The organism is Nocardioides sp. Z43_10, assembly GCF_059766615.1.
Map to the genome: position 1 here is coordinate 45,490 of NZ_JCBAJY010000009.1, position 24,166 is coordinate 69,655.

The 24,166-nt window shown below is 72.9% G+C and carries 21 protein-coding genes and 1 tRNA gene; 15 read left to right on the top strand and 7 right to left on the bottom strand.

The features are described 5' to 3' along the window. Positions 1-133 precede the first annotated feature (133 nt). From AC6EI4_RS16410 to AC6EI4_RS16425, 4 genes are all read left to right on the top strand, one after another. On the top strand, positions 134-721 hold the full coding sequence (locus tag AC6EI4_RS16410; RefSeq protein WP_498452119.1) for a DnaJ family domain-containing protein: 588 nt from the start codon (positions 134-136) through the stop codon (positions 719-721). Between the two features lie 170 nt (positions 722-891). Further along, on the top strand, positions 892-1,980 hold the full coding sequence (locus AC6EI4_RS16415; protein ID WP_498419511.1) for an HpcH/HpaI aldolase/citrate lyase family protein: 1,089 nt from the start codon (positions 892-894) through the stop codon (positions 1,978-1,980). Positions 1,981-1,983: 3 nt separating this feature from the next. Continuing rightward, positions 1,984-2,865, top strand: coding sequence for an HpcH/HpaI aldolase/citrate lyase family protein (locus AC6EI4_RS16420; protein ID WP_498452120.1), 882 nt, complete (start codon positions 1,984-1,986; stop codon positions 2,863-2,865). Between the two features lie 183 nt (positions 2,866-3,048). Further along, on the top strand, positions 3,049-3,192 hold the full coding sequence (locus tag AC6EI4_RS16425; protein ID WP_498419514.1) for a hypothetical protein: 144 nt from the start codon (positions 3,049-3,051) through the stop codon (positions 3,190-3,192). A 139-nt stretch (positions 3,193-3,331) separates the two neighbouring features. Here the strand turns inward: AC6EI4_RS16425 and hutH are convergent, their stop codons facing one another. Then, a complete protein-coding gene (gene hutH / locus AC6EI4_RS16430; protein ID WP_498452121.1) occupies positions 3,332-4,927 on the bottom strand; it encodes a histidine ammonia-lyase in 1,596 nt (531 codons plus the stop codon). A gap of 142 nt (positions 4,928-5,069) precedes the next feature. Here hutH and AC6EI4_RS16435 point away from each other — a divergent pair, with 142 nt between their 5' ends. Together AC6EI4_RS16435 and AC6EI4_RS16440 are read left to right on the top strand one after the other, a co-directional pair. Next, a complete protein-coding gene (locus AC6EI4_RS16435) occupies positions 5,070-5,498 on the top strand; it encodes an Hsp20/alpha crystallin family protein (RefSeq protein ID WP_498419518.1) in 429 nt (142 codons plus the stop codon). Positions 5,499-5,649: 151 nt separating this feature from the next. Then, positions 5,650-6,843, top strand: a complete 1,194-nt coding sequence (locus AC6EI4_RS16440) for an MFS transporter (RefSeq protein WP_498452122.1) — start codon at positions 5,650-5,652, stop codon at positions 6,841-6,843. Between the two features lie 125 nt (positions 6,844-6,968). On the opposite strand, the gene AC6EI4_RS16445 is transcribed toward AC6EI4_RS16440, so the two are convergent. After that, positions 6,969-7,829: a PhzF family phenazine biosynthesis protein gene (locus AC6EI4_RS16445; protein WP_498452123.1), complete on the bottom strand. Its 861-nt coding sequence runs from the start codon at positions 7,827-7,829 to the stop codon at positions 6,969-6,971. 100 nt (positions 7,830-7,929) lie between these two features. Here AC6EI4_RS16445 and AC6EI4_RS16450 point away from each other — a divergent pair, with 100 nt between their 5' ends. The 4 genes from AC6EI4_RS16450 to AC6EI4_RS16465 all read left to right on the top strand — a co-directional run bounded on the left by AC6EI4_RS16450 (position 7,930) and on the right by AC6EI4_RS16465 (position 16,213). After that, positions 7,930-10,599: a hypothetical protein gene (locus AC6EI4_RS16450; RefSeq protein ID WP_498452124.1), complete on the top strand. Its 2,670-nt coding sequence runs from the start codon at positions 7,930-7,932 to the stop codon at positions 10,597-10,599. A 132-nt stretch (positions 10,600-10,731) separates the two neighbouring features. Continuing rightward, positions 10,732-14,460 carry a (Fe-S)-binding protein gene (locus tag AC6EI4_RS16455; protein WP_498452125.1) on the top strand — a complete coding sequence of 1,243 codons (3,729 nt, stop codon included), beginning with the start codon at positions 10,732-10,734 and terminating at the stop codon, positions 14,458-14,460. Between the two features lie 332 nt (positions 14,461-14,792). Then, a complete protein-coding gene (locus tag AC6EI4_RS16460; protein WP_498452126.1) occupies positions 14,793-15,341 on the top strand; it encodes a toxin-antitoxin system HicB family antitoxin in 549 nt (182 codons plus the stop codon). A 29-nt stretch (positions 15,342-15,370) separates the two neighbouring features. Then, entirely contained in the window at positions 15,371-16,213 is an 843-nt protein-coding gene (locus tag AC6EI4_RS16465; protein ID WP_498452127.1) for a DUF4097 family beta strand repeat-containing protein, read from the top strand. Positions 16,214-16,216: 3 nt separating this feature from the next. Here AC6EI4_RS16465 and AC6EI4_RS16470 read toward each other — a convergent pair whose 3' ends face one another. Both AC6EI4_RS16470 and dcd read right to left on the bottom strand, forming a co-directional pair. Beyond that, positions 16,217-17,167 (bottom strand): siderophore-interacting protein, encoded by a 951-nt coding sequence (locus AC6EI4_RS16470; protein ID WP_498419531.1) that lies wholly within the window; start codon positions 17,165-17,167, stop codon positions 16,217-16,219. Positions 17,168-17,266: 99 nt separating this feature from the next. Continuing rightward, positions 17,267-17,842: a dCTP deaminase gene (dcd, locus tag AC6EI4_RS16475; protein WP_498419533.1), complete on the bottom strand. Its 576-nt coding sequence runs from the start codon at positions 17,840-17,842 to the stop codon at positions 17,267-17,269. Positions 17,843-17,952: 110 nt separating this feature from the next. Here dcd and AC6EI4_RS16480 point away from each other — a divergent pair, with 110 nt between their 5' ends. From AC6EI4_RS16480 to AC6EI4_RS16500, 5 genes are all read left to right on the top strand, one after another. Then, entirely contained in the window at positions 17,953-18,786 is an 834-nt protein-coding gene (locus AC6EI4_RS16480; protein ID WP_498419535.1) for an SGNH/GDSL hydrolase family protein, read from the top strand. A 35-nt stretch (positions 18,787-18,821) separates the two neighbouring features. Next, a tRNA-Gly gene (locus AC6EI4_RS16485) sits at positions 18,822-18,897 on the top strand. Positions 18,898-19,101: 204 nt separating this feature from the next. Then, complete coding sequence (locus tag AC6EI4_RS16490; protein ID WP_498452128.1) at positions 19,102-20,355, top strand: C39 family peptidase; 1,254 nt, start codon at positions 19,102-19,104, stop codon at positions 20,353-20,355. Continuing rightward, positions 20,355-21,503: a hypothetical protein gene (locus AC6EI4_RS16495; RefSeq protein WP_498452129.1), complete on the top strand. Its 1,149-nt coding sequence runs from the start codon at positions 20,355-20,357 to the stop codon at positions 21,501-21,503. Before AC6EI4_RS16490 ends, AC6EI4_RS16495 begins: the two co-directional genes overlap by 1 nt. Before the next feature lie 21 nt (positions 21,504-21,524). Beyond that, the gene (locus AC6EI4_RS16500; protein ID WP_498419675.1) at positions 21,525-22,157 is read left to right on the top strand and encodes a DUF2461 domain-containing protein; all 633 of its coding nucleotides are present in this window, start codon (positions 21,525-21,527) and stop codon (positions 22,155-22,157) included. Positions 22,158-22,163: 6 nt separating this feature from the next. On the opposite strand, the gene AC6EI4_RS16505 is transcribed toward AC6EI4_RS16500, so the two are convergent. From AC6EI4_RS16505 to AC6EI4_RS16515, 3 genes are all read right to left on the bottom strand, one after another. Then, complete coding sequence (locus AC6EI4_RS16505) at positions 22,164-22,610, bottom strand: nuclear transport factor 2 family protein (protein WP_498419677.1); 447 nt, start codon at positions 22,608-22,610, stop codon at positions 22,164-22,166. A gap of 67 nt (positions 22,611-22,677) precedes the next feature. Beyond that, on the bottom strand, positions 22,678-23,136 hold the full coding sequence (locus AC6EI4_RS16510; protein WP_498419679.1) for an RrF2 family transcriptional regulator: 459 nt from the start codon (positions 23,134-23,136) through the stop codon (positions 22,678-22,680). Between the two features lie 69 nt (positions 23,137-23,205). Further along, positions 23,206-24,102 (bottom strand): sulfite exporter TauE/SafE family protein, encoded by an 897-nt coding sequence (locus tag AC6EI4_RS16515; RefSeq protein ID WP_498452130.1) that lies wholly within the window; start codon positions 24,100-24,102, stop codon positions 23,206-23,208. Between the last annotated feature and the right edge of the window lie 64 nt (positions 24,103-24,166).

A 24,166-nucleotide genomic window follows, 5' to 3' on the forward strand; every position in this document is an offset into this window, starting at 1 on the left:
TGTAACGCGGGGTTATGCGCACCACCTCAGCGATATTTCGCTGTGGCAGTGGACATAACCCCGCGTTACAAGCCGGCGTGGGCGGGCGGAGGGGTGGGACGGGCTGGGGTGGGTGGGTAGCGTGGACGCCCTGATGGAGCGGCAGCCTGACGAGCGCGACGACCGGCCCGAGGACCTGGCCGGCCCCCGCGAGCGTGCCCGCGACGAGCGCACCGGCGGGGACGCGGCGGCGGCTCGGGTCCAGCACCAGTCGCGGTGGGTCGAGCTGCAGATCCAGCAGGCGATGGAGCGCGGCGAGTTCGACGACCTTCCCGGCTACGGCAAGCCGATCCAGGGCCTCGAGGGCCCGCACGACCCGGACTGGTGGCTCAAGAAGCTCGTGGAGCGCGAGCAGATCAGCGTGCTCCCGCCGGCCCTGCAGATCCGCAAGGACGACGCCGAGCTCGAGACCCGGTTGGACCGGATCACCACCGCCGCAGAGGTACGCCGCGAGGTCGAGGACTTCAACGCCCGGGTCCGCTCGGCGCGCATCCAGCCGCTGGGTGGGCCGCCGATGATCACCAAGGAACGCGAGGTGGCAGCCGAGGTCGACGCCTGGGCCGCGCGCCGCGAGACCCGACGTACGGCGCAGCACGAGGCGCTGGCCCGCGCCGAGCAGGAACGCCGCGACGAGCGCGCCGCCCAGCGCCGCCGTCCCCGCTGGCGCCGTCGCTCCCCCTGACCGCCATCCCTGCCCCCGCCTCTCCCAGGGTCGTGTGCCCGAGCACGCGCCCCACCGCGTCCTCAGGCACACAACCCGGCAGGGCGGCAGACGCGGCGAGCCCGCAAGCCTGTCCACCCGAGACGTGCGTCATACCCGTCGGTAACCGCGCGCTGCTAGCGTCCGGACCCATGCGTAGCGCCAAGGACTTCTTCGCCCCCCTCGCCGTCGGAGCCCCGGCCCCGGTCCGCGAGATTCCCGCCCGCCCGTCCCGGGCGATCCACTTCTTCGACCCCAGCAACGCCAAGATGGCGGCCAAGATCCCGGCCATGGTCGGCACCGTCGACGTGCTGCTGGGCAACCTCGAGGACGCCGTCAAGGCCGACAACAAGGTCGCCGCCCGCGAGGGGCTGGTCAAGATCGCCCAGGACACCGACTTCGGCCCCACCCAGCTGTGGACCCGGATCAACGCCCTGGACTCCCCCTGGGTCCTCGACGACCTGACCACGCTCGTGCCCGCCATCGGCGACAAGCTCGACGTGATCATGGTCCCGAAGGTGCAGGGCGCCGAGGACATCCACTACATCGACCGGATCCTCGCCCAGCTCGAGGCCAAGGCCGGCCTGACCCGGCCGATCCTGGTCCACGCGATCCTCGAGACGGCGCGCGGCGTGGCCAACATCGAGGAGATCTGCGGCGCCTCCCCGCGGATGCAGGGTCTCTCCCTCGGCCCGGCCGACCTGGCCGCGGACCGGCGGATGAAGACCACCCGCGTCGGCGGCGGCCACCCCGGCTACCTGGTCCGCCAGGACCCCCCGCGCGACGCCGACGGCACCGCCCAGATCCAGGCCGAGCGCACGACGTACCAGCAGGACCTGTGGCACTACACGATCGCGCGGATGGTCGACGCCTGCGCGATGCACGGCATCTACCCCTACTACGGCCCGTTCGGTGACATCGCCGACGTGGTCGCCTGCGAGGACCAGTTCCGCAACGCGTTCCTGCTCGGCTGCGTCGGCACCTGGTCGCTGCACCCCAAGCAGATCGCGATCGCCAACCGCGTGTTCAGCCCCAGCGTGGAGGACATCCAGCACGCCCGCCGGGTGGTCGCGGCCATGGGCGACGGCACCGGCGCGGTGATGATCGACGGGAAGATGGAGGACGACGCCTCCCTCAAGCAGTGCCTGGTGATGGTCCGCCTCGCCGAGGAGCTGGCCGCGATCGACCCCGAGCTGAAGAAGCAGTACGACGCGATCCCCGCCGAGAAGCAGGAGGCCTGAGCCATGACCGACGCGACCTTCCGCCCCCGCCGCTCCGTGCTCTACATGCCCTCGTCCAACGAGCGCGCGCTGGAGAAGGCCAAGACGCTGCCGGTCGACGCGCTGATCCTCGACCTCGAGGACGCCGTCGCCCCCGACGCCAAGCCGGCCGCCCGCGAGGCCGCCTGCGCCGCGGTGCGCTCCGGTGAGTACGGGCGGCGCGAGCTCACCATCCGGGTCAACGGCATGGACACCGAGTGGCACGCCGACGACCTCGCTGCCGCGTGCGCGGCCGGGCCCGACTCGATCGTGGTCCCCAAGGTCAACTCCGCCGACGAGGTCCGCACCCTGGTCGCCGCGATGGAGCAGGCCGGCGCCCCCGCGCACACCAAGCTGTGGGCGATGGTCGAGACCCCGGTGGCGATGCTGCACGCCGAGGAGATCGCCGGCGCCTCCGAGCGCCTGACGGTGCTGGTGATGGGCACCAACGACCTCGCCAAGGAGCTGTACGCCGAGCACGTCCCCGGTCGCCAGCCGCTGCTCACCGGGCTCGGTCTGGCGCTGCTCGCCGCGCGCGCCACCGGCAAGGCGATCGTCGACGGCGTCTACAACGACGTGAAGGACGCCGAGGGCTTCCTCGCCGAGTGCCAGCAGGGCCGCGAGATGGGCTTCGACGGCAAGACGCTGATCCACCCCGGCCAGGTCGCCGGCGCCAACGAGGCCTTCGCGCCGTCGGCGAAGGCGGTCGAGGACGCCCGCGGCATCCTGCAGGCGTGGGAGGACGGCAAGGGGTCCGGCGTGGTCACCTACAACGGCCGGATGGTGGAGAACCTGCACGTCGAGTCCGCCCAGCGCACGCTCTCGATCCACGAGGCGATCACCGCGCTGGAGGCAGATCAGGGCTGAGCCGCGAACAGGACCACGACGTCCGGTATCCGGGTCGATTCGGGCCGACTTCGAAATTAGTCGGAATTGGGAGGGTTTGCCCCCGTCCGGACCGGGGCACAGGTCTTGCTCCCAAGGGCGCTCCCCGCGGGCCCTGCCACCCGGCGGGGGCTGGAGCGCTCTGCACGAAAGGAACGTGACACTGTGGTCGCACTCGGCCTGATTCTGCTCATCATCGGCCTCGTCGCCAGCATCTCGGTCCTGACGACGATCGGACTCATCCTGATCGTGGTCGGGCTCATCCTGAACTTCGTGCCCCTGGGTGGCACCCGTCGCCGGGTCTTCTGATCTGGCCAGGCGCCGAGCCGCATCAGGGGCGGCGACCTGGCCCAGCACGACCAGCAACACCGCATCACCAGCAACACCGTCGACGGCGGCCCGGCTCACGCAGCCGGGCCGCCGTTGCCGTCTCTTCGGGTCGCCCGGCTCAGTCGAGGCGGCCCACCGCCACGCGCGCGGCAGCGAGCACGGCCCCGGATCCGACCAGGCCGACACACGCCTCGATCTCCGGCGAGAGCCACCGGTCGGGCCCGGGGCCGGCCACACCCGCCCCGCGCAGCAGGTCCACCACCGCGGCGGTGCCCGCCGCCGGCTCCAGCGGCCGGCGCAGGTCGAGGGCGCGCGCCGCGGTCATCACCTCGAGCGCCACCACCCGGGTCAGTCCGTCCACGGCCCGGCGCAGCTTGCGCGCCGACGACCAGCCCATCGAGACGTGGTCCTCCTGCATCGCGCTGGACGGGATCGAGTCCACCGAGGCGGGCACCGCCAGCCGCTTGAGCTCCGAGACGATCGCCGCCTGCGTGTACTGCGCGATCATCAGCCCGCTGTCCACCCCGGGGTCGTCGGCCAGGAACGGCGCCAGCCCGTGGTTGCGCGCCCGGTCCAGGAAGCGGTCGGTACGCCGCTCGCTGATCGAGGCGACGTCCGCGGCGACGATCGCGAGGAAGTCCAGGGCATGGGCCAGCGGCGCCCCGTGGAAGTTGCCGTTGGACTCGACCCGCCCGTCGAGGACCACGGGGTTGTCGATCGCGCTGGCCAGCTCGCGCTCGGCCACCGTCGCGGCGTACGCCACGGCGTCGCGGGCAGCGCCGTGCACCTGCGGCGAGCAGCGCAGCGAGTAGGCGTCCTGCACCCGGTGACAGTCCGGGCCCTGGTGCGAGGCGAGGATGCCCGAGCCGTGCAGCAGCCGGGTCAGGTTGGCGGCCGAGACCGCCTGCCCGGGGTGGGGCCGCAGCGCCTGGAGCTCGGCGGCGAAGACCCGGTCGGTGCCGAGCTGGGCCTCCACCGACATGGCCGCGGCGACGTCGGCGGTGCGCAGCAGGCCCGTCAGGTCCTCCACGGCGAGCACCAGCATCCCCAGCATCCCGTCGGTGCCGTTGATCAGCGCCAGCCCCTCCTTGGCGGCAAGCTCGACCGGGGTCAGCCCCGCCCCGGCCAGGGCCTGCCCGGCCGGCCTCGGCGTGCCGTCGCCCGCGCGCACCTCTCCCTCGCCGATCAGCGCCAGCGCGCAGTGTGCGAGCGGCGCCAGGTCGCCGGAGCAGCCCAGCGAACCGTGCTCACGCACCACCGGCGTGATGCCCTCGCGCAGCAGGGCCGCCAGCAGCTGCGCGGTCTCGACCCGGACGCCGGTGCGGCCGGTGGCCAGGGTGGAGAGCCGCAGCAGCATCATCGCCCGCACCACCTCGCGCTCGACCTCGGGGCCGGTGCCCGCGGCGTGCGAGCGGACCAGGGAGCGCTGCACGCGCGCGCGGCTCTCGACCGGGACGTGCCGCGTCGCCAGTGCCCCGAACCCGGTCGAGACGCCGTACGCCGGAGTCGGGGCGGCGGCCAGCCGGTCCACCACCTCCCGGGCGTCCCGGATCGCCGTGAGCGCCGCGTCGGTGAGCACCACCGGCGCGCCGTGGCGCGCGACCGCGACGACGTCCTCGGCCCGGATCGGGCCCACCCCGACCTGCACCGGTGCCGGAGCGTGGACCGGTGCCGCAGCGTCGGCCGGACCGGGGGCGGAGGGTGGTGAGGTCATCCGGTCATCCAACTCCGCGTACCCCCGTCCCGCCAGCCCCGCGCCCGGTCGTCACCTCTGGTGCTCGGCGCGGAACGGGCGCACCCTGAGAGATGGGAGGGGCCCGCTCGGGGCTCACCGGTCCAACCGAAGGAGCACCGCCATGAGCATCGTGAGCAGCCGCCCCAGCAGCCGACTGGCCGACATGTTCGACTGGCTGGAGAGTGGCAGCAGCCTGGCCACGCCGTTCTCCACGAAGGACGACCGGTTCGTGCGGGTCGAGAGCTACCGCGAGGACGACACCTACGTGGTGCGCGCGGAGCTGCCGGGCGTCGACCCCGACAAGGACATCGACATCAGCATCGAGGGCGACGTGCTGAGCATCCGCGGCGAACGGCGTGAGGAGAAGCGGGACAAGGGGCACAGCGAGTTCCACTACGGCTCGTTCTCCCGCAGCGTCACGATGCCTCCGGGTACCGACGCGGACGCGATCACCGCGACGTACACCGACGGGGTGCTCCAGGTCCGGATCCCGGTCGCCGAGCCTCAGTCGAAGCAGCGCAAGATCGCGGTCACCCGACCCGAGAGCTGAGCTCGCGTCGCAGCGGTCGGCCCAGGCGGCCGGAGCGGCCCGGGACGATTGGCGCACACCTCACAGCCCGCTGCGTAAGACGGCGGTCGGCCCAGCCTCTCCGAGCGCGTTCACTGGTCGGGTGACAGTCGGTCGGAGCCAGGCGCCGGGGGTGAGCGCTGCGCAGGCGGCGGTGGCCGCCTCATGGCCGCGCCGCTGGCTGATGCTGGCGGCGAGCACGCTGGCGCAGGCGGCCGCCGCGGTGATGATCCACGGGCCGGCCTTCCTGATCCCGGTGCTGCACGACACCCGCTCGATGAGCCTGGCGCAGGCCGGCGTGGTCGCCGCCGCACCGACGGTCGGGGTGATGCTGACGCTGGTGCTGTGGGGGCTGGTCACCGACCGCCGCGGGGAACGCTTCGTGCTGCTCGCCGGGCTGGTCGCGACGGCCGCGGCCGGTGCGCTGGCCGCCCTCGTGCAGAGCACCTGGTTGCTCGGGGCGGCCCTGTTCCTGGCCGGCGCGGCGGCCGCCAGCACCGGGTCGGCCAGCGGCCGGGTGGTGGTGGGCTGGTTCCCGCCGCACCGGCGCGGGCTGGCGATGGGCATCCGGCAGATGGCCCAGCCCGTCGGCGTCGGGATCGCCGCGGTCACCATCGCCGTGCTCGCCGATCGGTACGGCGTCGGCGCGGCGCTGTGGGTGCCCGTCGCCGCCGCGGTGCTGGCCGGGGTCGTGGTGGCTGCGGTGGTGGTCGACCCGCCGCGCCCCGACCACCGGGTCGCCGCGGCCGCGAACCCGTACCGGCAGGACTCCTACCTGGCGCGCATCCACGCCGTCTCGGTGCTGCTCGTGGTCCCGCAGTTCCTGGTGTGGACCTTCGCCCTGGTCTGGCTGGTGCAGGACCGCGGCTGGTCGGCGGCCGCCGCCGGCTCGCTGGTGGCCGCCACCCAGGTGCTCGGCGCCCTGGGCCGGATCGCCGCGGGCCAGCTCTCCGACATGGTGTCGAGCCGGCTGCGTCCGCTGCGCTGGGTCGCGGTCGCCGCGGCGCTCGCGATGGCGCTGCTCGGGCTGAGCGCCGGGCTGGGCTGGGGGGTGGCGGTCGCGTTGATGGTGCTGGCCACGGTGCTCACCGTGGCCGACAACGGCCTGGCCTTCACCGCCGTCGCCGAGCGCTCGGGACCGAGCTGGAGCGGGCGCGCGCTCGGCCTGCAGAACACCGCGCAGTACCTGACCGCCTCCGCCGTGCCGCCGGTGGCCGGGCTCGCGGTCACCCACTGGGGCTACCCGGCGGCGTTCGCGCTGTCCGCGCTCTTCCCGCTCGCCGCGATCGCCCTGGTACCGGTCCGCGAGGAGCGACCGCTGGTGTGAGGCCTCGGGGCGCACGGCGTACTGGCCACACGAAACCCGCACTTCCCACGTGTTGCATCGCGTGGGAAGTGCGGGTTTCACGAGTTAACTCGTGATCGCCACACCCCCCAGGAAACCCGCGCCGCTCACAACCTCAGCGTGCCGGTGACCAGCGTGCGGCTCTCGCCCCCCACCCAGATCCGGCCGCCGGGGTCGCTGCTGACGAGCACCCGGCCGTCGCGGCCCAGCGCCGTGCCCTGTCGTACGACGTAGTCGGGTGGCAGCATGCCGGCGCGGATCAGCCACACCGCGAAGCCGGCGTTCAGCGAGCCGGTGACCGGGTCCTCGGGGACCCCGATGCCGGGCACGAACGCGCGCACCTCGTGGTCGGCCGGGCCACCGGCCGGGTGCGCGCCGATGACGCCGAGGCGCAGGTCGCCCATCGCGACCGGGTCGGGGCGCAACGCGAGCACGTCCGCGGCCGACTCCAGCACCAGCCCGAGCCAGCCGGGGCCGTTGTCGACCCAGCTCGCGGCGCGCACCTTGGACGCGTCGATGCCCAGGGCGGCGACCGCCTGCGCCAGCGTGGCCGGCTCCGGCGGGCCGGAGCGCAGCAGCTCGGGCGCCTCGAAGGCCAGCGTCGCGCCGTCGCGGCGCAGCTCGACCAGGCCGATGCCGCACTCCTGCACGACGCGACCGGTGGCCGCCGGCGTGCCGCCGCGCTCCAGCCAGGCGTGCGCGCTGCCCAGCGTGGGGTGCCCGGCGAACGGCAGCTCGCCGCCGGGCGTGAAGATCCGCAGCCGGTAGTCGGCGCCGTCCGCGACCCCCTGCTCGGTGGGCGGCAGCAGGAAGGTCGTCTCGGACAGGTTGGTCCAGCGCGCGAACGCCGCCATCTGCTCGTCGCTGACCCCGAGCGCCGCGTGCACCACCGCCACCGGGTTGCCGCTCAGCGCCCGCGGGGCGAACACATCGACCTGGGAGAACTCGTACGTCGTCACCGGATTCACCGCAGCCACGCTAGCGACCGATCGGTGCGTCGCCTATCGGCCGTTGCGTCGTTGTGGTCTCCAGAGCGCCCGTGACACCCCTGATGAAAGAGGTCGCCGGATGACCCAGCCCCGCCCCCGCCTTCGGCTGCGTCTGGTCTGGTCGACCGTGACGGCGGTGGCGGTGATCGCCACCGCGATGACGCTGCCCTCGCCGCAGGAGGAGGAGCGGGCCGGCTCGCTGGTGGACCGCTACGAGGCCGCCGTGAGCCTCGACCCGGAGGCGGACCTGTCCGAGGAGACCTCCGCGGCGGTGGACCGGGAGTCCCGTCCCCACGACCACCCGGCCGGGGAGGAGGGCTCCCGCGATGACGGGCACGGGCACGACCACAACGACCCGGCGACCAAGAACTCCGTCTCCCGCGCGGGTGAGGCGACCCGCGAGAGCGCCGACCCGACCTCCGCGGTCCAGGCGCGGCGCAACGCCGACTCGGTCGCCGCCGGGCGCCGTACCCCCGAGCCCACCCTCACCACCGCCGCGGTGCGCGCACCGCGCCGCGCGGTGCCCGAGAGCCGCTACGCGATGGCCGGCGGCTGCTACACCCTGCGCGCCCCGGACGGGCGCTACGTCGCCCGGTCCGGCGAGACGCTGGCGGCGACCGCCTCCGGCCCGGCCCGCGCCGAGCGGTTCACCTTCCAGGCCGTCGACCTCGGCATCTACCTGCTCTACGGCACGAAGCGCGACTTCGTCTCGCGCGCCACCGGGCTCCTGGCCCGCGACGACGACAGCGTCCGGCTGCCCGCCAAGCCCTCGCCCGCCGGCGAGTGGACGGTGCGCAAGCGCGGGGGCGCGTTCACGCTGACCGGTGACCGCGGGGCGCTGACCCGGCGCGCCGACGGCACCCTCGGGCTGGGCGCGCCGACCTCCTTCCGGCTGGCCCGGGCCTCGGGCTGCGCGGCGTACCCGGAGGCCCAGGTGAACGTGACCGGCGCGCCGCACGCCGGCACCTCGACGTTCCAGGAGGTGCGCGGCTACGTCGACGCCCACACCCACGGCATGGCCTACGAATTCCTCGGCGGCAAGCTGCACTGCGGCAAGCCGTGGGACCGCTACGGCGCGGCGTACGCGCTGGTGGACTGCCCCGACCACAAGCTCACCGGCGGCTACGGCACCCTCACCGAGACGATCCTGTCGGGCAAGCCGGCCCACGACACCACCGGCTGGCCGACGTTCAAGGACTGGCCCGCGCCGGACTCGCTGACCCACGAGGGCACCTACCACAAGTGGCTGGAGCGCTCCTGGCGCGGCGGACTGCGGGTCTTCGTGAACCTGCTGACCGAGAACGGCCAGCTGTGCAAGATCTACCCGCTGAAGAAGAACTCCTGCGACGACATGGACTCGGTGCGCCTGCAGGCCAAGCGGATGCGCGAGCTCGAGCGCTACGTCGACGCGCAGTACGGCGGGCCCGGCAAGGGCTGGTACCGCATCGTGACCAGCCCGCGGCAGGCGCGCCGGGTGGCCAACCAGGGCAAGCTCGCCGTGGTGATGGGCATCGAGACCAGCGTGCCGTTCGGCTGCACGTTCAAGGCGACCCCGGTGGTGGGCGACGTGCCGCAGTGCAACGTGGCCGCGATCGACCGCCAGCTCGACGAGATGTGGCGCCTGGGGGTGCGGCAGATGGAGCTGGTCAACAAGTTCGACAACGCGCTGTCCGGGGTGGCCGGCGACGCCGGCGCGACCGGGCTGGCGGTGAACCTGGCCAACTTCCTGGAGACCGGCACCTTCTGGAACATGAAGCACTGCGAGCCGGCCGACGGGGAGACCGCCGACAAGCCGCAGCTGGCGCTGCCCGACATCAGCGCGGGCCAGCAGGACGCGCTCTTCGGCGCGATCGTCGACGTCTCCGGCGTGCTCAACCTCCCGGCGCTGCCGGTCTACGGGACGGCGTCGCACTGCAACCAGCGCGGCCTGACCGACCTCGGCAGCCACCTGATCGACCGGATGGCCGACAAGGGGATGCTGATCGACCCCGACCACATGAGCGTCAAGGCGCGCAAGGCGCTGCTCACCCAGCTGGAGAAGCGCAAGTACCCCGGGGTGCTGTCGAGCCACTCCTGGTCGACCCCGGACGCCTACCCGCGGATCTACAAGCTCGGCGGCTTCGTCGCGCCGTACGCCGGTGACTCGCAGGGCTTCTACGACAAGTGGAAGCGCCACCTCGGCTGGGCCGACAAGCGCTTCTACTTCGGCTTCGGCTTCGGCGCGGACATCAACGGCCTCGGCGCGCAGGGCGACCCGCGCGGCAAGGCGGCGAAGAACCCGGTGACCTACCCCTTCCGCGGCCTGGGCGGGACCCGCATCGACAAGCAGCGCTCGGGCAGCCGGGTCTTCGACGTCAACACCGACGGCGTGGCGCACTACGGGCTCTACCCCGACTGGATCGAGGACCTGCGTCGGATCGGCGGCAGCAAGGACGGCGCGGCGATCACCGAGGACATGGCCCGCGGCGCCGAGGCGTACCTGCAGACCTGGGAGCGCGCCGAGGGCGCGCGCCCCGACTCCTGCCGCAACCCCGGGCTGCGGCGCACCCCGCGGGCGTTCACCCGGGCCGTGCGCAAGGGGATGTCGACCGACCGGGTGATCGCGGCGGTGGGGCAGCCGTACCTGCGGCTGGGCACCACGTTCACCTACTGCGTGCGCCGGTCCTCGGCGGGCGCCAAGGCCGCCGGCGCCAAGATGCGCGTCCAGTTCACGTCCGCGGGCAGGGTGAAAGCGGTCACGCGACGGTAGCCGACAAGTTACCTGTCGGTAGGATCTGCTTCACACAGCTCAGGCACTGACGTGCCGCCACTGGACGCATAGGCTCAGGCCGCTCGCGCCACCGGTGGTGCGAGCGTACGCACAGCCGAGGAGCCGTAGCACATGCAGATCTTCGCCATCGTGGTCTCGCTGGCCATCGCCGCCGTGGGAATCGCCCTCCTGGTGAGGGCGGTCCGCGAGATCATCGGAGTGCTCAAGGTCGGTCAGCCGACGAGTCGCACCGACAACCCGCTCGCTCGCACGGTGACCCTGGTCAAGGAGACCCTGGGTCACACCCGGATGCTGCAGTGGAAGGTGGTGGGCATCGCCCACTGGTTCATCTTCGTCGGGTTCGGCCTGCTCTTCTTCACCCTGCTCACGGCGTTCGGACAGCTCTTCGACGCGCACTTCGTGCTGCCGCTGATCGGGGACTTCTTCCTCTTCGAGTGGCTCACCGAATTCTTCTCGGTGGTGATGCTGTTCGCGATCATCGGCTTCATCGTCTACCGCGCCACCCGACCCAAGGACCGCGTCCGGGGCAAGAGCGGGCGGTTCTACGGCTCGACCATGTGGTGGGGCTACTTCGTCGAGTCGGTCATCCTCGGCGTCGGCCTGTGCATCGTGATCCTGCGCGGCCTCGAGTACGCGATGATCAGCAACAGCGCGCACCCCGAGCACGCCTCGGCGTTCCACTTCCCCTTCACGTTCTGGCTGGGCGAGCTGTTCTCGGGTCTGTCCACCAGCACCCTGGAGAACCTCGTCTACCTGGTCGCGATGCTCAAGATCGTCATCTCCTTCGCCTGGATGATCACGATCTCGCTGAACACCAACATGGGCGTCGCCTGGCACCGGTTCACCGTGTTCTTCAACATCTGGTTCAAGCGCGAGGCCACCGGCGGTACGGCGCTGGGCGCGATGAAGCCGCTCACCTCCGAGGGCAAGGTCGTCACCCTCGACGACATCGAGGAGCTCGACGAGGACTCCGCGCTCGGCGTGGGCCGGATCGAGGACTTCTCCTGGAAGGGCATCCTCGACTTCGCCACCTGCACCGAGTGCGGCCGCTGCCAGTCGCAGTGCCCCGCCTGGAACACCGACAAGCCGCTGTCGCCCAAGCTGCTGATCACCGCGCTGCGTGACCACGCCTACGCCAAGGCGCCGTACTCCCAGGCCGCCGAGGGCGAGCGCGCCGCGCTGCTCGAGGGCAACGACACCCTGACCAAGGAGGTCGAGCGCCCCCTGGTCGGCGAGACCGAGGGCTGGGCGTGGATGCCCGAGGGCGGCGCGGTCATCGACAACGACGTGCTCTGGTCGTGCACCTCGTGCGGCGCCTGCGTCCAGCAGTGCCCCGTCGACATCGAGCACGTCGACCACATCATGGACATGCGGCGCCACCAGATCCTGGTGGAGTCGAACTTCCCGGCCGAGCTCAACGGGCTCTTCAAGGGCCTGGAGAACAAGGGCAACCCGTGGAACATGTCGCCCAACGCCCGCCTGGACTGGGCCAAGGACCTGCCCTTCGACGTCAAGGTCGTCGGTGACGACATCGAGGACCTCGAGTCGGTCGACTGGCTGTTCTGGGTCGGCTGCGCCGGCGCCTACGAGGACCGCGCGAAGAAGACCACCCGCGCGGTGGCCGAGCTGCTCGACATGGCCGGCGTCTCCTTCGGCGTGCTCGGCAACGGCGAGACCTGCACCGGCGACCCGGCGCGCCGCGCCGGCAACGAGTTCGTCTTCCAGGGCCTGGCCCAGCAGAACGTGGAGACGTTCAAGGAGTACAAGGTCAAGAAGGTCGTCTCGACCTGCGCCCACTGCTTCAACACGCTCAAGAACGAGTACAAGGACTTCGGCATCGAGCTCGAGGTCGTCCACCACACCCAGCTGCTCAACCGCCTGGTGCGCGAGGGCAAGCTGACCCCGGTCAAGACCGGCGAGGGCGCCGCCAAGCGCTCGATCACCTACCACGACCCCTGCTACATCGGCCGGCACAACGGCGTCTACACGCCGCCGCGCGAGCTGCTGCAGGTGCTCCCCGGCGCCGAGTACGTCGAGATGGAGCGCAACTCCGAGCGGTCCTTCTGCTGCGGCGCCGGCGGCGCCCGGATGTGGATGGAGGAGAACATCGGCGAGCGGATCAACGTGAACCGCACCGTCGAGGCGGTCGGCACGGGCGCCGACCAGATCGCCGTCGGCTGCCCCTTCTGCCGGGTGATGCTCTCCGACGGCCTGACCGCCCAGCAGGCCAAGGGCGAGGCCCGCGAGGAGGTCGAGGTCCTCGACGTCGCGCAGATGCTGCTCGCGTCGGTGAAGGGCGAGGTCGCCACCCGCGCCAAGCCCGGTACGGCGAAGGCCGCCCCGGCGAAGGCCGCCCCGGCGGCCAAGCAGGCGGCCGACGACGAGGCCACGAAGGCCGAGCCGGAGTCCGGCGACGTCACGCAGAGCGCCAACACCGTCACCGCCACCGAGGACACCGGTCCGGCCGCCAAGGCCTCCGGTGGGTCGTCGCTGTTCGACACCCCGGCCTCCGACGCGGAGCCGACCGGTGACACCGCGGAGAAGAAGCCGGTCAGCTCGGTCGAGAAGTCCGGCGGGTCGCTCTTCGACACGCCCGCCCCCGAGGAGCAGGTCGCGGAGAAGCCCGCCGAGGCGGCCGAGGAGAAGGCGGCCGAGGAGAAGGCGAAGCCGGCCTCCGGCGGATCCCTGTTCGACCTGGGCCCGGCGGAGCCCGAGGCGAACGCCGAGCCGGCCCCCAAGGCCGAGCCGGCACCCCAGGCCGAGCCCGAGCCCGAGGCGAAGGCCGAGCCCGAGGCCAAGGCGGAGCCGGCCGCGAAGGCGGAGCCGGCCGCCGACCTGGGCTCCGGCGGGTCGCTGTTCGACCTGGCGGCTCCCGCCGAGGAGCCGGCGAAGGCCGAGCCCCAGGCGCCCGCCACGAAGGCCGACCCCGCTCCGGCTGAGTCGGCCGAGGCGACCGAGGCCGCTCCGGAGCCGGAGGCAGAGGCGGCGCCGGCGGCGAAGCCCGCCGCTCAGGCGGCTGCCCAGCCGGCGCAGGAGATCCCGACCGGATCGCTGTTCGACCTGGCTGCTCCGGAGCCCACCCCGACCCCGGAGCCCACCCCGGCCCCGGAGCCCACCCCGGCCCCGGAGGCCACCCCCGCGCCGAGCTCCACGGAGGTCGAGGCCCCTGTCGAGGCTGAGCCCGAGCCCGAGCCGGCCGCAGCGGCGCCGGCACCGGCTGCCTCCACGCCGGCCCAGGAGATCCCCGAGGGCGGCTCGCTCTTCGACCTGGTCGCCCCCGAGCCGGTCCCCGCCCCCGCGGCGAAGGCCGAGCCCGAGGCCGTGGCCGAGCCGGTCCCCGCCTCCGCGGCGAAGGCCGAGCCCGAGGCCGTGGCCGAGCCGGCGGCGACGCCGGAGCAGGAGCCTGCCTCCGAGCCCGAGCCGGCCGCCGAGGCCGAGCCCGAGCCGACTCCGGAGCCGAGCCCCGAGCCGGCCGCCGAGGCCGCCCCGGCCCAGGCCCCGGACGGTGCCGCGATCAGCGAGGCCGCCACCCAGGCGGCCGAGTCCGCGGCTCAGACCGGCCAGGTCGAGCCGGAGCAGGCACAGGCAGCCGGCGCGACGGAGGCAGCCGTGGAGACGGCGAGCGCCGAGGGGGCACCCGCGACCGAGGAGCCCGCGCCCACGGCCGCCGCCGAGGAGTCCGAGCAGGCCGAGGAGACCGAGCAGGCCGAGGAGTCCCCCGAGGCCGAGGAGTCCCCCGAGGCCGAGGAGCCGAAGTCCGCTGCGTCCAGCAACGGCGCCGCGCACCAGCCCAAGACCGACGTGGACATCCACGAGACGGGCTCACTCTTCGACCTCTGAGCACCACCGCACCGCACGCAACGGGCCGTCCCTCCTGGAGGGGCGGCCCGTTCTGCATGCCGCCCCCGGCGAGAGCCTGCGCTCAACCGTCCGCGGCGTACGGCGCGAGCGCCCCCGGGTGGTGGAATCCCCGGCCGACCGGGGAAGCCTGAACATGTCGGCCGAAACTTCGCCCGACAGCATCAGTAGTTGACGCCCGCGCACACCCCCTCCGCACCAGAGGACAGCTCTGCCCCTCCGGCCCCAACGCCCAACGCCGCAATCCCGGACGCGTCACAGCAATGTCACCGTGACGCTTGACGTGGTGTCACTTTGATGTCAGCGTGGTGCGCATGGACATCACCCCGTACGTCGAGAGCCTGCGCCGCGACCTCGTCGCGGCCGCCGGGACCGGCAGCGAGGAGACCCGGGCGGCCGCCGAGCGGCTGACGCTGGCCCTCGACCCGGCGGCCCGACTCGCGCTGATGGAGGCGATCAGCCAGGCGGCCGCGGAGATCACCACCGAGATGGCGGCCGGCAGCGTCGACGTCCGGCTGGCCGGGCGCGAGCTCGACTTCGTCGTCCAGTCCGACGACCCGCAGGGGCCCGCCGCACCCAGCCCGGCACCTCCGCCGCCGTCCGCGCCGGCCGCCGAGAGCCTCGAGGACGACGCGGTCGCCCGGATCACCCTGCGCATCCCCGAGTCGGTCAAGGCGCGTGCCGAGGAGCTCGCCGCCCGCTCCGGCCACTCGCTCAACACCTGGCTGGTCAACGTCGTGCGCAGCGCCACCCAGGAGGGCGCCGTCAACGTCGAGATCGACCTGTCCAGCATCCCGTTCTTCGGCAGCGACCCGTTCAAGCCCGGCGGTCGCGGGCCTCGCCGGATGACCGGCTGGCTCTGACCGCTCCCCACCCCACCCGGGAGACCCCCATGAGCACGCACGAATTCGCCACCCCCGAGCCCGTCACCGTCAACGTCGAGCTCGACGCCGGCTCCCTGCACGTCACCGCCGTGGACCCGGCCGAGCCGGCCACCCGCAGCACCGTCACCGTGACCGGACCAGACGCCGACGCCGTCCTGGTCAGCCTTGAGGACGACCGCCTCGACGTCCTGGCGCCGCATCCCCGGATGGGGTTCCTGCGCACCCAGGCCGCCTTCGACGTACACGTCACCGTGCCCGCCGGCAGCCGGCTGATCACCCGGACCGGCAGCGCCGACCTGACCGCCCTCGGCGAGCTGGGCGCGGCACACCTGCGCTCGGGCAGCGGCCGGATCCGCTGCGAGGTGCTGAGTGCCACCTCGCTGGTGGAGACCGGCTCGGGCGACGTCAGCCTCGACGAGGTGCACGGGGAGCTGCGGGTCAAGAGCGGCTCCGGGAGCGTCCAGGTCCGCTACGCCGCGGCCCCGGTGGCCGTCTCGACCGGCTCGGGCGACGTGAGCATCGAGACCAGCACCGGGCCCGCGGCGGTGAAGACCGGCTCGGGCGACCTGCGCGTCGACGACGCGGGCACGGACGTCTCCCTGCGCACCGGCAGCGGCGACCTGGACGTGGCCACACTGCGGCGCGGGCGGCTCACCGTCAAGAGCGCGTCCGGGAGCGTCCGCGTCGGGGTCCCGGGCGGGCTACCGGTCTGGACCGACATCTCGACGATCAGCGGATCGATCCGCTCGGAGCTGCCCGGCGTCGGTGAGCCCGACCCCGACTCCGAGCACGTAGAGCTGCGGGCCAGCACGGTCAGCGGCAACGTCGTACTCACCCAGGCGCGTGCCTGAGGGTCAGGAGCGCATCGCGACGCCGCGGCGCCAGTAGCCCATGAAGGCCACCTGGCAGCGGTCCATCCCGAGCTCCTTGACCAGGTGGCGACGCAGGCCGGTGACGACGCCCGACTCACCGGCGATCCAGGCGTAGAGCCCGTCGTAGCGCGAGCACGGTACGTCCGCGGCAGCCACCACGTCGCCCGAGGACGAGTAGGTCGGCGTCTCCCACAGGTCCGGGTCGGCGTCGGCGGGGATCTCGACGGGACCGTCCACGGGCACGCCGAGGTGGTCCAGCACGGCCTGGTGCAGACGCTCGCCCTGCGGGGCGCCCTCGCGCGGCAGCCACACGACGTTCATCCCCTCGGGGCAACGGACCGGGACCACGTCGCCGGTCAGCGGAACCTCGAGGAAGGCCGTGCCCAGGGTGCCGTCGGGCAGGTCGTCGAGGATGCTGGCCACGGCCGGGACCGCGGTCTCGTCGGCGACGAGCAGCAGCGAGGAGGCGTCGCCCGGGGCGAACTCGATGCCGCCGAACATCTGGCCACGGCGCGGCGCCATCAGCACCAGGCGATCGCCCACCCGTGCGCCGGCGGCCCACAACGAGCCCGGCCCGGTGGCCCCCTCGGCGAGGTGCAGCACGAAGTCGATGACCAGGCGGGTGTCCACGCCGGAGCCGCGGACGGCGCGCACGGTGTAGGTCCGCATGTGGCCGCGGTCCTCCGCCGGGATCGCCTGCCAGGTGCTCCACCAGGACTCGTCGGCGCCCTCGAAGGAGGCGAGCTCGCCGCGCGCGTTGGGGAAGACCAGCTTCACCCGCTGGTCGTAGAGCGGCGTCCCGTCGACGCCGAAGTCGGCGAGGACCGCGCCGCCCAGCTCGATGCGGACGAAGGAGGGCGAAAGGCGCTCGACCGCGACCACCTCGACCTCGTCGAGGATCATCGGCAGGCGGTGCACGGCGGTGGTGGTCATGGGACGCCTTTCACGGGACTAAGGCGAGCCTAACCTCAGCACCCAGGGTCCCGTCAATGGCCGTCCCACCCTGGACGCGGGACGGGTGGCGTGCAGCGCTCAGATGGGCGTGCGGTGGAACGACTGCGCCGAGCGCGACGGCGTCGGTCCCCGCTGCCCCTGGTAGCGCGAGCCGTACGCCGACGAGCCGTAGGGGTGCTGCGCCGGGGAGGTGAGCCGGAAGAAGCACAGCTGCCCGATCTTCATGCCCGGCCAGAGCTTGATCGGCAGGTTGGCGACGTTGGCGAGCTCGAGGGTGACGTGACCCGAGAAGCCGGGGTCGATGAACCCGGCCGTCGAGTGGGTGAGCAGGCCCAGGCGCCCCAGCGACGACTTGCCCTCCAGGCGGGCGGCGATGTCGTCGGGCAGGTCGACCCGCTCGTAGGTCGAGCCGAGCACGAACTCGCCGGGGTGCAGGATGAACGGGTCGTCGCCCTCGGGCTCGACCTCCCGGGTGAGGTCCGGCTGGTCCTCGGCGGGGTCGATGTGGGGGTACTTGTGGTTCTCGAAGACCCGGAAGAACCGGTCGAGCCGCACGTCGATCGACGAGGGCTGCACCATCTCGGGTGCGAAGGGGTCGAGCGCGACCCGCCCGGAGTCGATCTCACTGAGGATGTCACGGTCGGAGAGCAGCACGAGCGCACCTTACCGGCGTACGCCGTCCGGGGCAGCCAGCTGCGCCCGCCAGTGCCGTGCAGCGCCACCCCCGGACGGCACCGGTTGGGTCCACCAAGGAAACTAATGTCATGACGTTCCATCGCTACGTCGCCCTGGGCGACTCCTTCACCGAGGGGGTCGGCGACCCCGACCCGACGCGCCCCAACGGCCTGCGCGGGTGGGCCGACCGGGTGGCCGAGGTGCTGGCCTCGCAGACGCCCGACTTCGGCTATGCGAACCTCGCGATCCGCGGGCGCAAGCTCGACGGCATCATCGCCGAGCAGATCGAGCCCGCGATCGCGCTGAGCCCGGACCTGATCACGATCTACGCCGGCGCCAACGACATCCTGCGACCCAAGGTCGATCTGGACGCGCTGATCGAGCGCTACGACGCGGCGCTGGGCCGCCTCGCCGCGACCGGTGCCCGACTCGTCGTGTGGACCGCCACCGACCCCGGCGGCACCGGGATCTACCGCCCCGTGCGCGGCCGGTTCGCGCTCTACAACGAGCTCGTGCGCGAGGTCGCGGACCGGCACGGGGCGACGCTGCTGGACTACTGGCGGCTGCGCGAGTACCGCGACTGGCGCTACTGGGACGCCGACCGGATGCACATGGGCCCGGCCGGACACCAGCGGATGGCCATCGCCGTCCTCGACACGCTCGGCGTCGAGCACGACCTGGTCCCGCTCCCGCTGAGCGAGGTGCCGGAGTCGACCGGTCGCGAGAAGGTCCGCGAGGACCTGACCTGGGCGCGCACCTTCGCCGCACCGTGGGTCCACCGGCGGATCACCGGGCGCTCCTCGGGCGACACCGTGAGCGCCCGCCACCCGCACCTGGCGCGCGCCGAGCACTTCCTCGGCGAGCGGCTCGAGGCGATGGCCGAGCGCCACGCCGACCCCGGGGTTCCCCAGGGCACCGCTTGATCCGTTAGCATGTGCGCGGCCGGTCATCCGGTCGTGCGGACGTAGCTCAGTTGGTAGAGCGCGACCTTCCCAAGGTCGATGTCGCGAGTTCGAGTCTCGTCGTCCGCTCCACGCACCACATGAGCCGCTGGTCGGCCCGGACACCGGGCTCCGGCGGCTCACTGCATTTCCCTGGCCCATGAATTACACGGTTGTCATTCTCTCGGCGTGTCGCTCTCGTGTTTCTCGTGTGACTGGTGGGAGACTTGACGACTTTTGGGGTCATTGGGGACAGTGGGACAAGTTCCACCTTCCCCCTGCGTTAGGCCTTCCCCCATGTCCCGCCGCACTTCCCTCGCCAGTCCCCGCCGCGGTCTCGTCATCGTCGCCTCCACCCTGACGCTCGCCCTCGCCCTGGTCCCCCTCCTCCCCGACGGCCAGGGCGACCGAGGCGCGATCGCCGCCGCAGCAGCGCCCGCGTCGCCGGCCGCGGCCGACGCCCTGGTCGCGGGGTCGGGCACGGTGACCCCGCAGATGCAGGCGGAGATCGATCGGGTGGTGTCGGCAGGCACGGCCAGCGCCCGCCGCAGCGGCAAGCTCGCACCCGAGCAGCTCGCCGCCGACGCGGTGCGGTGCGCGCAGTTCGAGGGACAGCGCTACTGCCTGAACACCGGCTGGACCACCGAGACCGAGCGCCAGGTCCAGGCCCGCGTCGCGGCCTCGGCGCGCACCGTCGTCAGCCGCGCCGCGCGGGGCCGGAAGCCGGAGAGCACCGGCGACCTCGACGCCCTCGCTCTCGCCCGTCGCGTCGCCTCGATGAGCCCCGCCGCCCGCGCCCGCGCCGAGCGCCGCGAGCTCGTAGCGGCGGCACGCTCGGTCGCCAAGGTCGTGCTGCTGCGCCACCAGGTCCAGGGCGCCCCGCTGCCCGCCGGCTTCCTGGCCCGCCACCCCGAGGTGACCCCCAGCACCGCACCCGGCGTCTCGGCCCGGACCACGGCCGCCGCCGGCCGGGCCAAGGGCATCGCGGACTACCCCGACCGGGCGGTCGTGCTGCGCAATCGAGACACCGCCGAGCAGACCACGACGTACTGGTGCGGCCCGGCCAGCATGCAGATGATCGCCTGGGGCTGGGGCAACTACCGCGGCCAGGGCGCTTGGGCGAGCCGGCTCGGCACCACCCGCAGCGGCACGGCCATCACCGAGATGGTCCGCGTCACGAACGCCGCGACCGGCTGGGACCGCGCCGACCGCGCCGGCACCTACGTGACCCTCAGCATCGCCGGGTGGTCCTTCGAGCAGTGGGCGCTGCTGCAGATGCGCCACATCGCCGACTACCGCGCGCCGGTGATCCTGCACCCGGTGCTGCGCAAGCAGTACTTCCCCTACCTCGACGACGACGCCTCGGGGCACTTCCAGGTGGGCCGCGGCTACCGCAAGGGCAGCGGACCGATCAAGCTGGGCTACTTCGAGCCGTGGAACCAGCAGCGCTTCGACCCCTCCGAGCCCTTCCTGCGCCGAGTGCAGTGGCGCCACGCCTACCGCAGCTACCGGGCCAACCAGGCGCACTTCCAGCAGAACATCGGCGTCTGATGCGGGCTCGTCGCGCCACGGCGCTGGCCGCGCTACTGCTGGTCGTCGGCGCCTGCGGCAGCGACTCCGACCCTGCCTCTGACCCTGCCCCCACCTCCGACCCGGCCCCCGACTCGGGCTCGGCCTCCGGGCCCAGCGGCGGCACCGTCGGCTCCAGCGCCTCCGGGCCCAGCGGCGGCACCGCCGCGGAGCCGGCGACCGCACGAGCGAGCACCGACCTCCTCGACTGGGAGCCGGTCGGCGGATCGATGGAGGACGTGGTGACCACGGGCGGCGACTGGACGCTACGGGTGAACCGGGGCGGGACCCAGGCGAGCCTGCAGGGCCCGAAGCCCACCACGATCCCCGCCGGCAAGGGCCGGCGGATCAGCGAGGCGCTGCTCGACGAGCGGTACGCCGTCGTGGTCGCCCAGGACAAGCTCGAGGAGCGGGCGGCGGTGGCCACGGTGATCGAGCTCGACACCGGTCGGCGCACCGTCCTCGACGACCGCTCCACCCCGCCGACCGTCAACGGCGGCACCTGGGCCCTGGGTCCGGGCGCGACCGGCGGCAGCACGCTCGCGCACGCGACGTACGGCGAGGGCGGCAGCTACTGCCTGGCCCGCGTCGACCTCGGCTCCGGCGACTCGGAGTCGGCCTGGTGCGCCCCGAAGCGGCACGGCTTCACCAACGCCCGGATCACCCCGGCCGGCACCAGCCTGCTCTCCTTCGACGACTCCCGGCCCTCCTGCTTCACGGTGCTCGAGCTGAGCGACCAGGAGGCGACGCCGTTCCCCGACGTGACCGACTGCAAGGGCTGGGACGGGCTGCTCCTCGAGGACGGGCGCGCCTGGTCGGTGGTTCCGAAGGCCAACCAGATCGAGTCGGCGCACTTCTACGCCAGCAACGCGCGGGGCCACTTCGACCTCGGCGCGGGCACCTCCGGCAGCCTGACCTGGTGCGCCGGCGCGGCGTACTTCGCCCAGGACCCGCAGCGCGACGGCGACCCGGCGCGGTTGATGCGCTGGGACGGCGATGAGCTGAGCGTCGTCTACGAGACGCCCGGCGAGCCGGGCCTGGTCGGCGAGCCCCGCTGCGGGGGCGACCGGCTCACGCTCAGCGCGCTCAGCGAGGGCGGCGACGAGCAGGTCAGCGCGCCCGTCGGTTGAGCCGCTCGTAGGCTCTGGGGCGTGGAGTTCACCGGTTTCCCCGTCGCCGCCCTCGACTACTTCGACGACCTGGAGATGGACAACACCCGGTCGTTCTGGGAGAAGCACAAGCAGGTCTACCTCGACTGCGTGCGCGCGCCGATGGTCGCGCTGTGCGCGGCGCTGGCCCCGGAGTTCGGGGAGGCCAAGGTGTTCCGGCCCTACCGCGACGTGCGCTTCGCCAAGGACAAGACGCCCTACAAGGAGCATCAGGGCGCCTTCGTCGCGGTCGGCGAGGCCACCGGCTGGTACGTCCAGCTCTCGGCGCGCGGGGTCTTCAGCGAGGCCGGCTTCTACCGCGCCTCACCCGACCGGCTCGCCGCGATCCGCGCCGCGATGGCCGACGAGCGCACCGGCAGCGAGCTGGCCCGACTGCTCGACGAGCTGCGCGGCCAGGGATTCGAGGTGGGCGGCGACCGGCTCAAGACGTCCCCGCGCGGGTACGACGCCAGCCACCCGCGCATCGAGCTGCTGCGCCACCGCAGCCTCGCAGTGGTGCACCACTACGGCTTCGACGACGTCATCCACTCCCCCGACCTCGTCGACGCGGTCCGCGCGGACTGGCAGGCGCTGCGCCCGCTGGTCGAGTGGCTCACCGCGGCCGCGCGCGACTGAGCCGGCTCACTCCTTGCGGGCGGTGGCCATCGACCGCTCGGGCTCCCAGAAGGCCCGCATCGACGCCACCTGACCCGCGTCGTCGACGGTGTAGACCATCACCAGGTCGGTGTCGACGACCGTGCCGTCGGCGAACCGGGCGGTGATCGTGCCGACGTTCGCGCAGGTGGCGCCGTTGGCGTGGGAGTCGTGGATGGTGAACGTGAACCGCTGGACCGGGGCGATCGCCTTGTCCCAGAAGGCGCGCATCCCCGCGTGCCCCCGGTGTCCGGCGCCCTCGGGGTCGAACCACGACGGCCCGACCGGGTCCTCCACCACGGCGTCCTCGCGGTACGCCGCCAGCCACTCCTCCAGGTCGCCGTGGCAGGCCGCGGAGTACGAGCGCTGTGAGGCGCGCCGGGCCGGGTGCTCGCCGTCGGGCGCGTTCCAGATGACGTCGTCGGAGGTGATCATGGGGGCATCGTAGAGGGCGGCTGAAACGTGTTCTAGTTCCGGCGCTCGCTCGCGACCCCTGCCGCGGTCAGTGCGGCTGCCAGGCGTCCTCGTCGGCGGTACGGGTGGTCACCGCGTCGGGCAGCGCGCGGTCGGCGAGGTGCTGGATGCTGACCTGCTCGAAGACGTCGCGCAGCGAGCGGCGGGCGGCGATCCAGACGTGCTGGAGGACCTCGGCGGACTCGTTGTAGCTGACCGCCTCGGGGCGCAGCCCGTACACCGAGACCAGCGGACCGTCGACGGCGCGGATCACGTCGGCGACCGACACGCTCTGCGCGGGGCGGGCCAGCCGCCAGCCGCCGGACTGGCCGCGCTGCGACACCACGATCCCGGAGCGGCGCAGGTCCGCCAGGATGGCCTGCAGGAAGCCGTGCGGGATGTCCTGGAGGCGGCCGATCTCCTCAGCGCTCACCGGCACCCCGTCGGTGCGCCCTGCCATCTCGATGAGGGCACGCAAGGCGTAGTCGGACTTGGCGGAGACGCGCATGGGGCCAGTCTGTCAGATTTGTCGAGAGGTCCACTCGACTCAGTGGCTCTGGGACCCCGCGGCGCTGCCTCACACCGAGGCGAGCGCCTCCTCTACCGGCTCGGCCTGGCGGGCCAGGCGCTCCTGACGCACCGCCCACACGATGCCGGCCACCCAGGCCATGAACAGGACGACGGCCAGGGCGACGACCTGCTGGCCGGAGGCACCCAGCGTCTCGGCGATCGTCTTGGAGTTGGTGAGGATGATCAGGCCGCCAGCCGCGACGCCGAGCACGCGCGCCGCCAGCTTGCGCACCAGCCAGGCCGCGACGGGCGCCGCCACCACGCCACCGGCGAGCAGCGCGCCGGCGATCGTCCAGTCGATCCCCGAGGAGCCCAGCGCCAGGATGAAGCCCAGCGAGCCGCCCACGGCGACCACGAACTCGGAGGTGTCGATCGAGCCGACCACCTTGCGGGGCTCGAGCCGGCCCGAGGAGAGCAGCGTGGTGGTGCCCACCGGACCCCAGCCGCCGCCGCCGATGGCGTCCAGCGCTCCGCCGACCAGGCCCATCGGAGCCAGGAAGCCCGCGGAGGGGCGGCTCTTGAACTGCGGCCGGCGCCCGCCCAGCGCCAGGAAGCGCCAGATCACGTAAACGCCGAGCACGAGCAGGATGCCGGCCACCCAGGGCTTGGCCGTCCCGCCGTCGATGTTGGACAGGAACGTCGCCCCGGCGAAGGCCCCGACGAAGCCGGGGAAGGCCAGGATCGACACGGTGCGCCAGTCGACGTTGCCGAGCTTGTGGTGGGAGAACCCCGAGACCAGCGAGGTGCCGATCTCGGAGAAGTGCACGGCGGCGGACGCGGCCGCGGGGGCGACCCCGGCCGCGAGCAGCAGCGTGGACGAGGTGACTCCGTACGCCATCCCGAGCGAGCCGTCGATCAACTGAGCCAGCAGGCCCACGAAGGCCAGGACGATCAGCTTGCGCATTGCGGTTCCATCCGGTCTGACGAGGCGTCGACTTCGTCGCTTAAGTACATCGAGTTCATTTCCT

Coding starts and splice junctions, on each gene's coding strand:
- AC6EI4_RS16480 (WP_498419535.1), top strand. CDS start 17,953: ATGACGTTCCATCGCTACGTCGCCCTGGGCGACTCCTTCACCGAGGGG.
- AC6EI4_RS16505 (WP_498419677.1), bottom strand. CDS start 22,610: ATGATCACCTCCGACGACGTCATCTGGAACGCGCCCGACGGCGAGCAC.
- AC6EI4_RS16515 (WP_498452130.1), bottom strand. CDS start 24,102: ATGCGCAAGCTGATCGTCCTGGCCTTCGTGGGCCTGCTGGCTCAGTTG.
- AC6EI4_RS16465 (WP_498452127.1), top strand. CDS start 15,371: ATGAGCACGCACGAATTCGCCACCCCCGAGCCCGTCACCGTCAACGTC.
- hutH (WP_498452121.1), bottom strand. CDS start 4,927: ATGACCTCACCACCCTCCGCCCCCGGTCCGGCCGACGCTGCGGCACCG.
- AC6EI4_RS16455 (WP_498452125.1), top strand. CDS start 10,732: ATGCAGATCTTCGCCATCGTGGTCTCGCTGGCCATCGCCGCCGTGGGA.
- AC6EI4_RS16495 (WP_498452129.1), top strand. CDS start 20,355: ATGCGGGCTCGTCGCGCCACGGCGCTGGCCGCGCTACTGCTGGTCGTC.
- AC6EI4_RS16410 (WP_498452119.1), top strand. CDS start 134: ATGGAGCGGCAGCCTGACGAGCGCGACGACCGGCCCGAGGACCTGGCC.
- AC6EI4_RS16460 (WP_498452126.1), top strand. CDS start 14,793: ATGGACATCACCCCGTACGTCGAGAGCCTGCGCCGCGACCTCGTCGCG.
- AC6EI4_RS16420 (WP_498452120.1), top strand. CDS start 1,984: ATGACCGACGCGACCTTCCGCCCCCGCCGCTCCGTGCTCTACATGCCC.
- AC6EI4_RS16415 (WP_498419511.1), top strand. CDS start 892: ATGCGTAGCGCCAAGGACTTCTTCGCCCCCCTCGCCGTCGGAGCCCCG.
- AC6EI4_RS16490 (WP_498452128.1), top strand. CDS start 19,102: ATGTCCCGCCGCACTTCCCTCGCCAGTCCCCGCCGCGGTCTCGTCATC.
- AC6EI4_RS16510 (WP_498419679.1), bottom strand. CDS start 23,136: ATGCGCGTCTCCGCCAAGTCCGACTACGCCTTGCGTGCCCTCATCGAG.
- AC6EI4_RS16470 (WP_498419531.1), bottom strand. CDS start 17,167: ATGACCACCACCGCCGTGCACCGCCTGCCGATGATCCTCGACGAGGTC.
- AC6EI4_RS16435 (WP_498419518.1), top strand. CDS start 5,070: ATGAGCATCGTGAGCAGCCGCCCCAGCAGCCGACTGGCCGACATGTTC.
- AC6EI4_RS16450 (WP_498452124.1), top strand. CDS start 7,930: ATGACCCAGCCCCGCCCCCGCCTTCGGCTGCGTCTGGTCTGGTCGACC.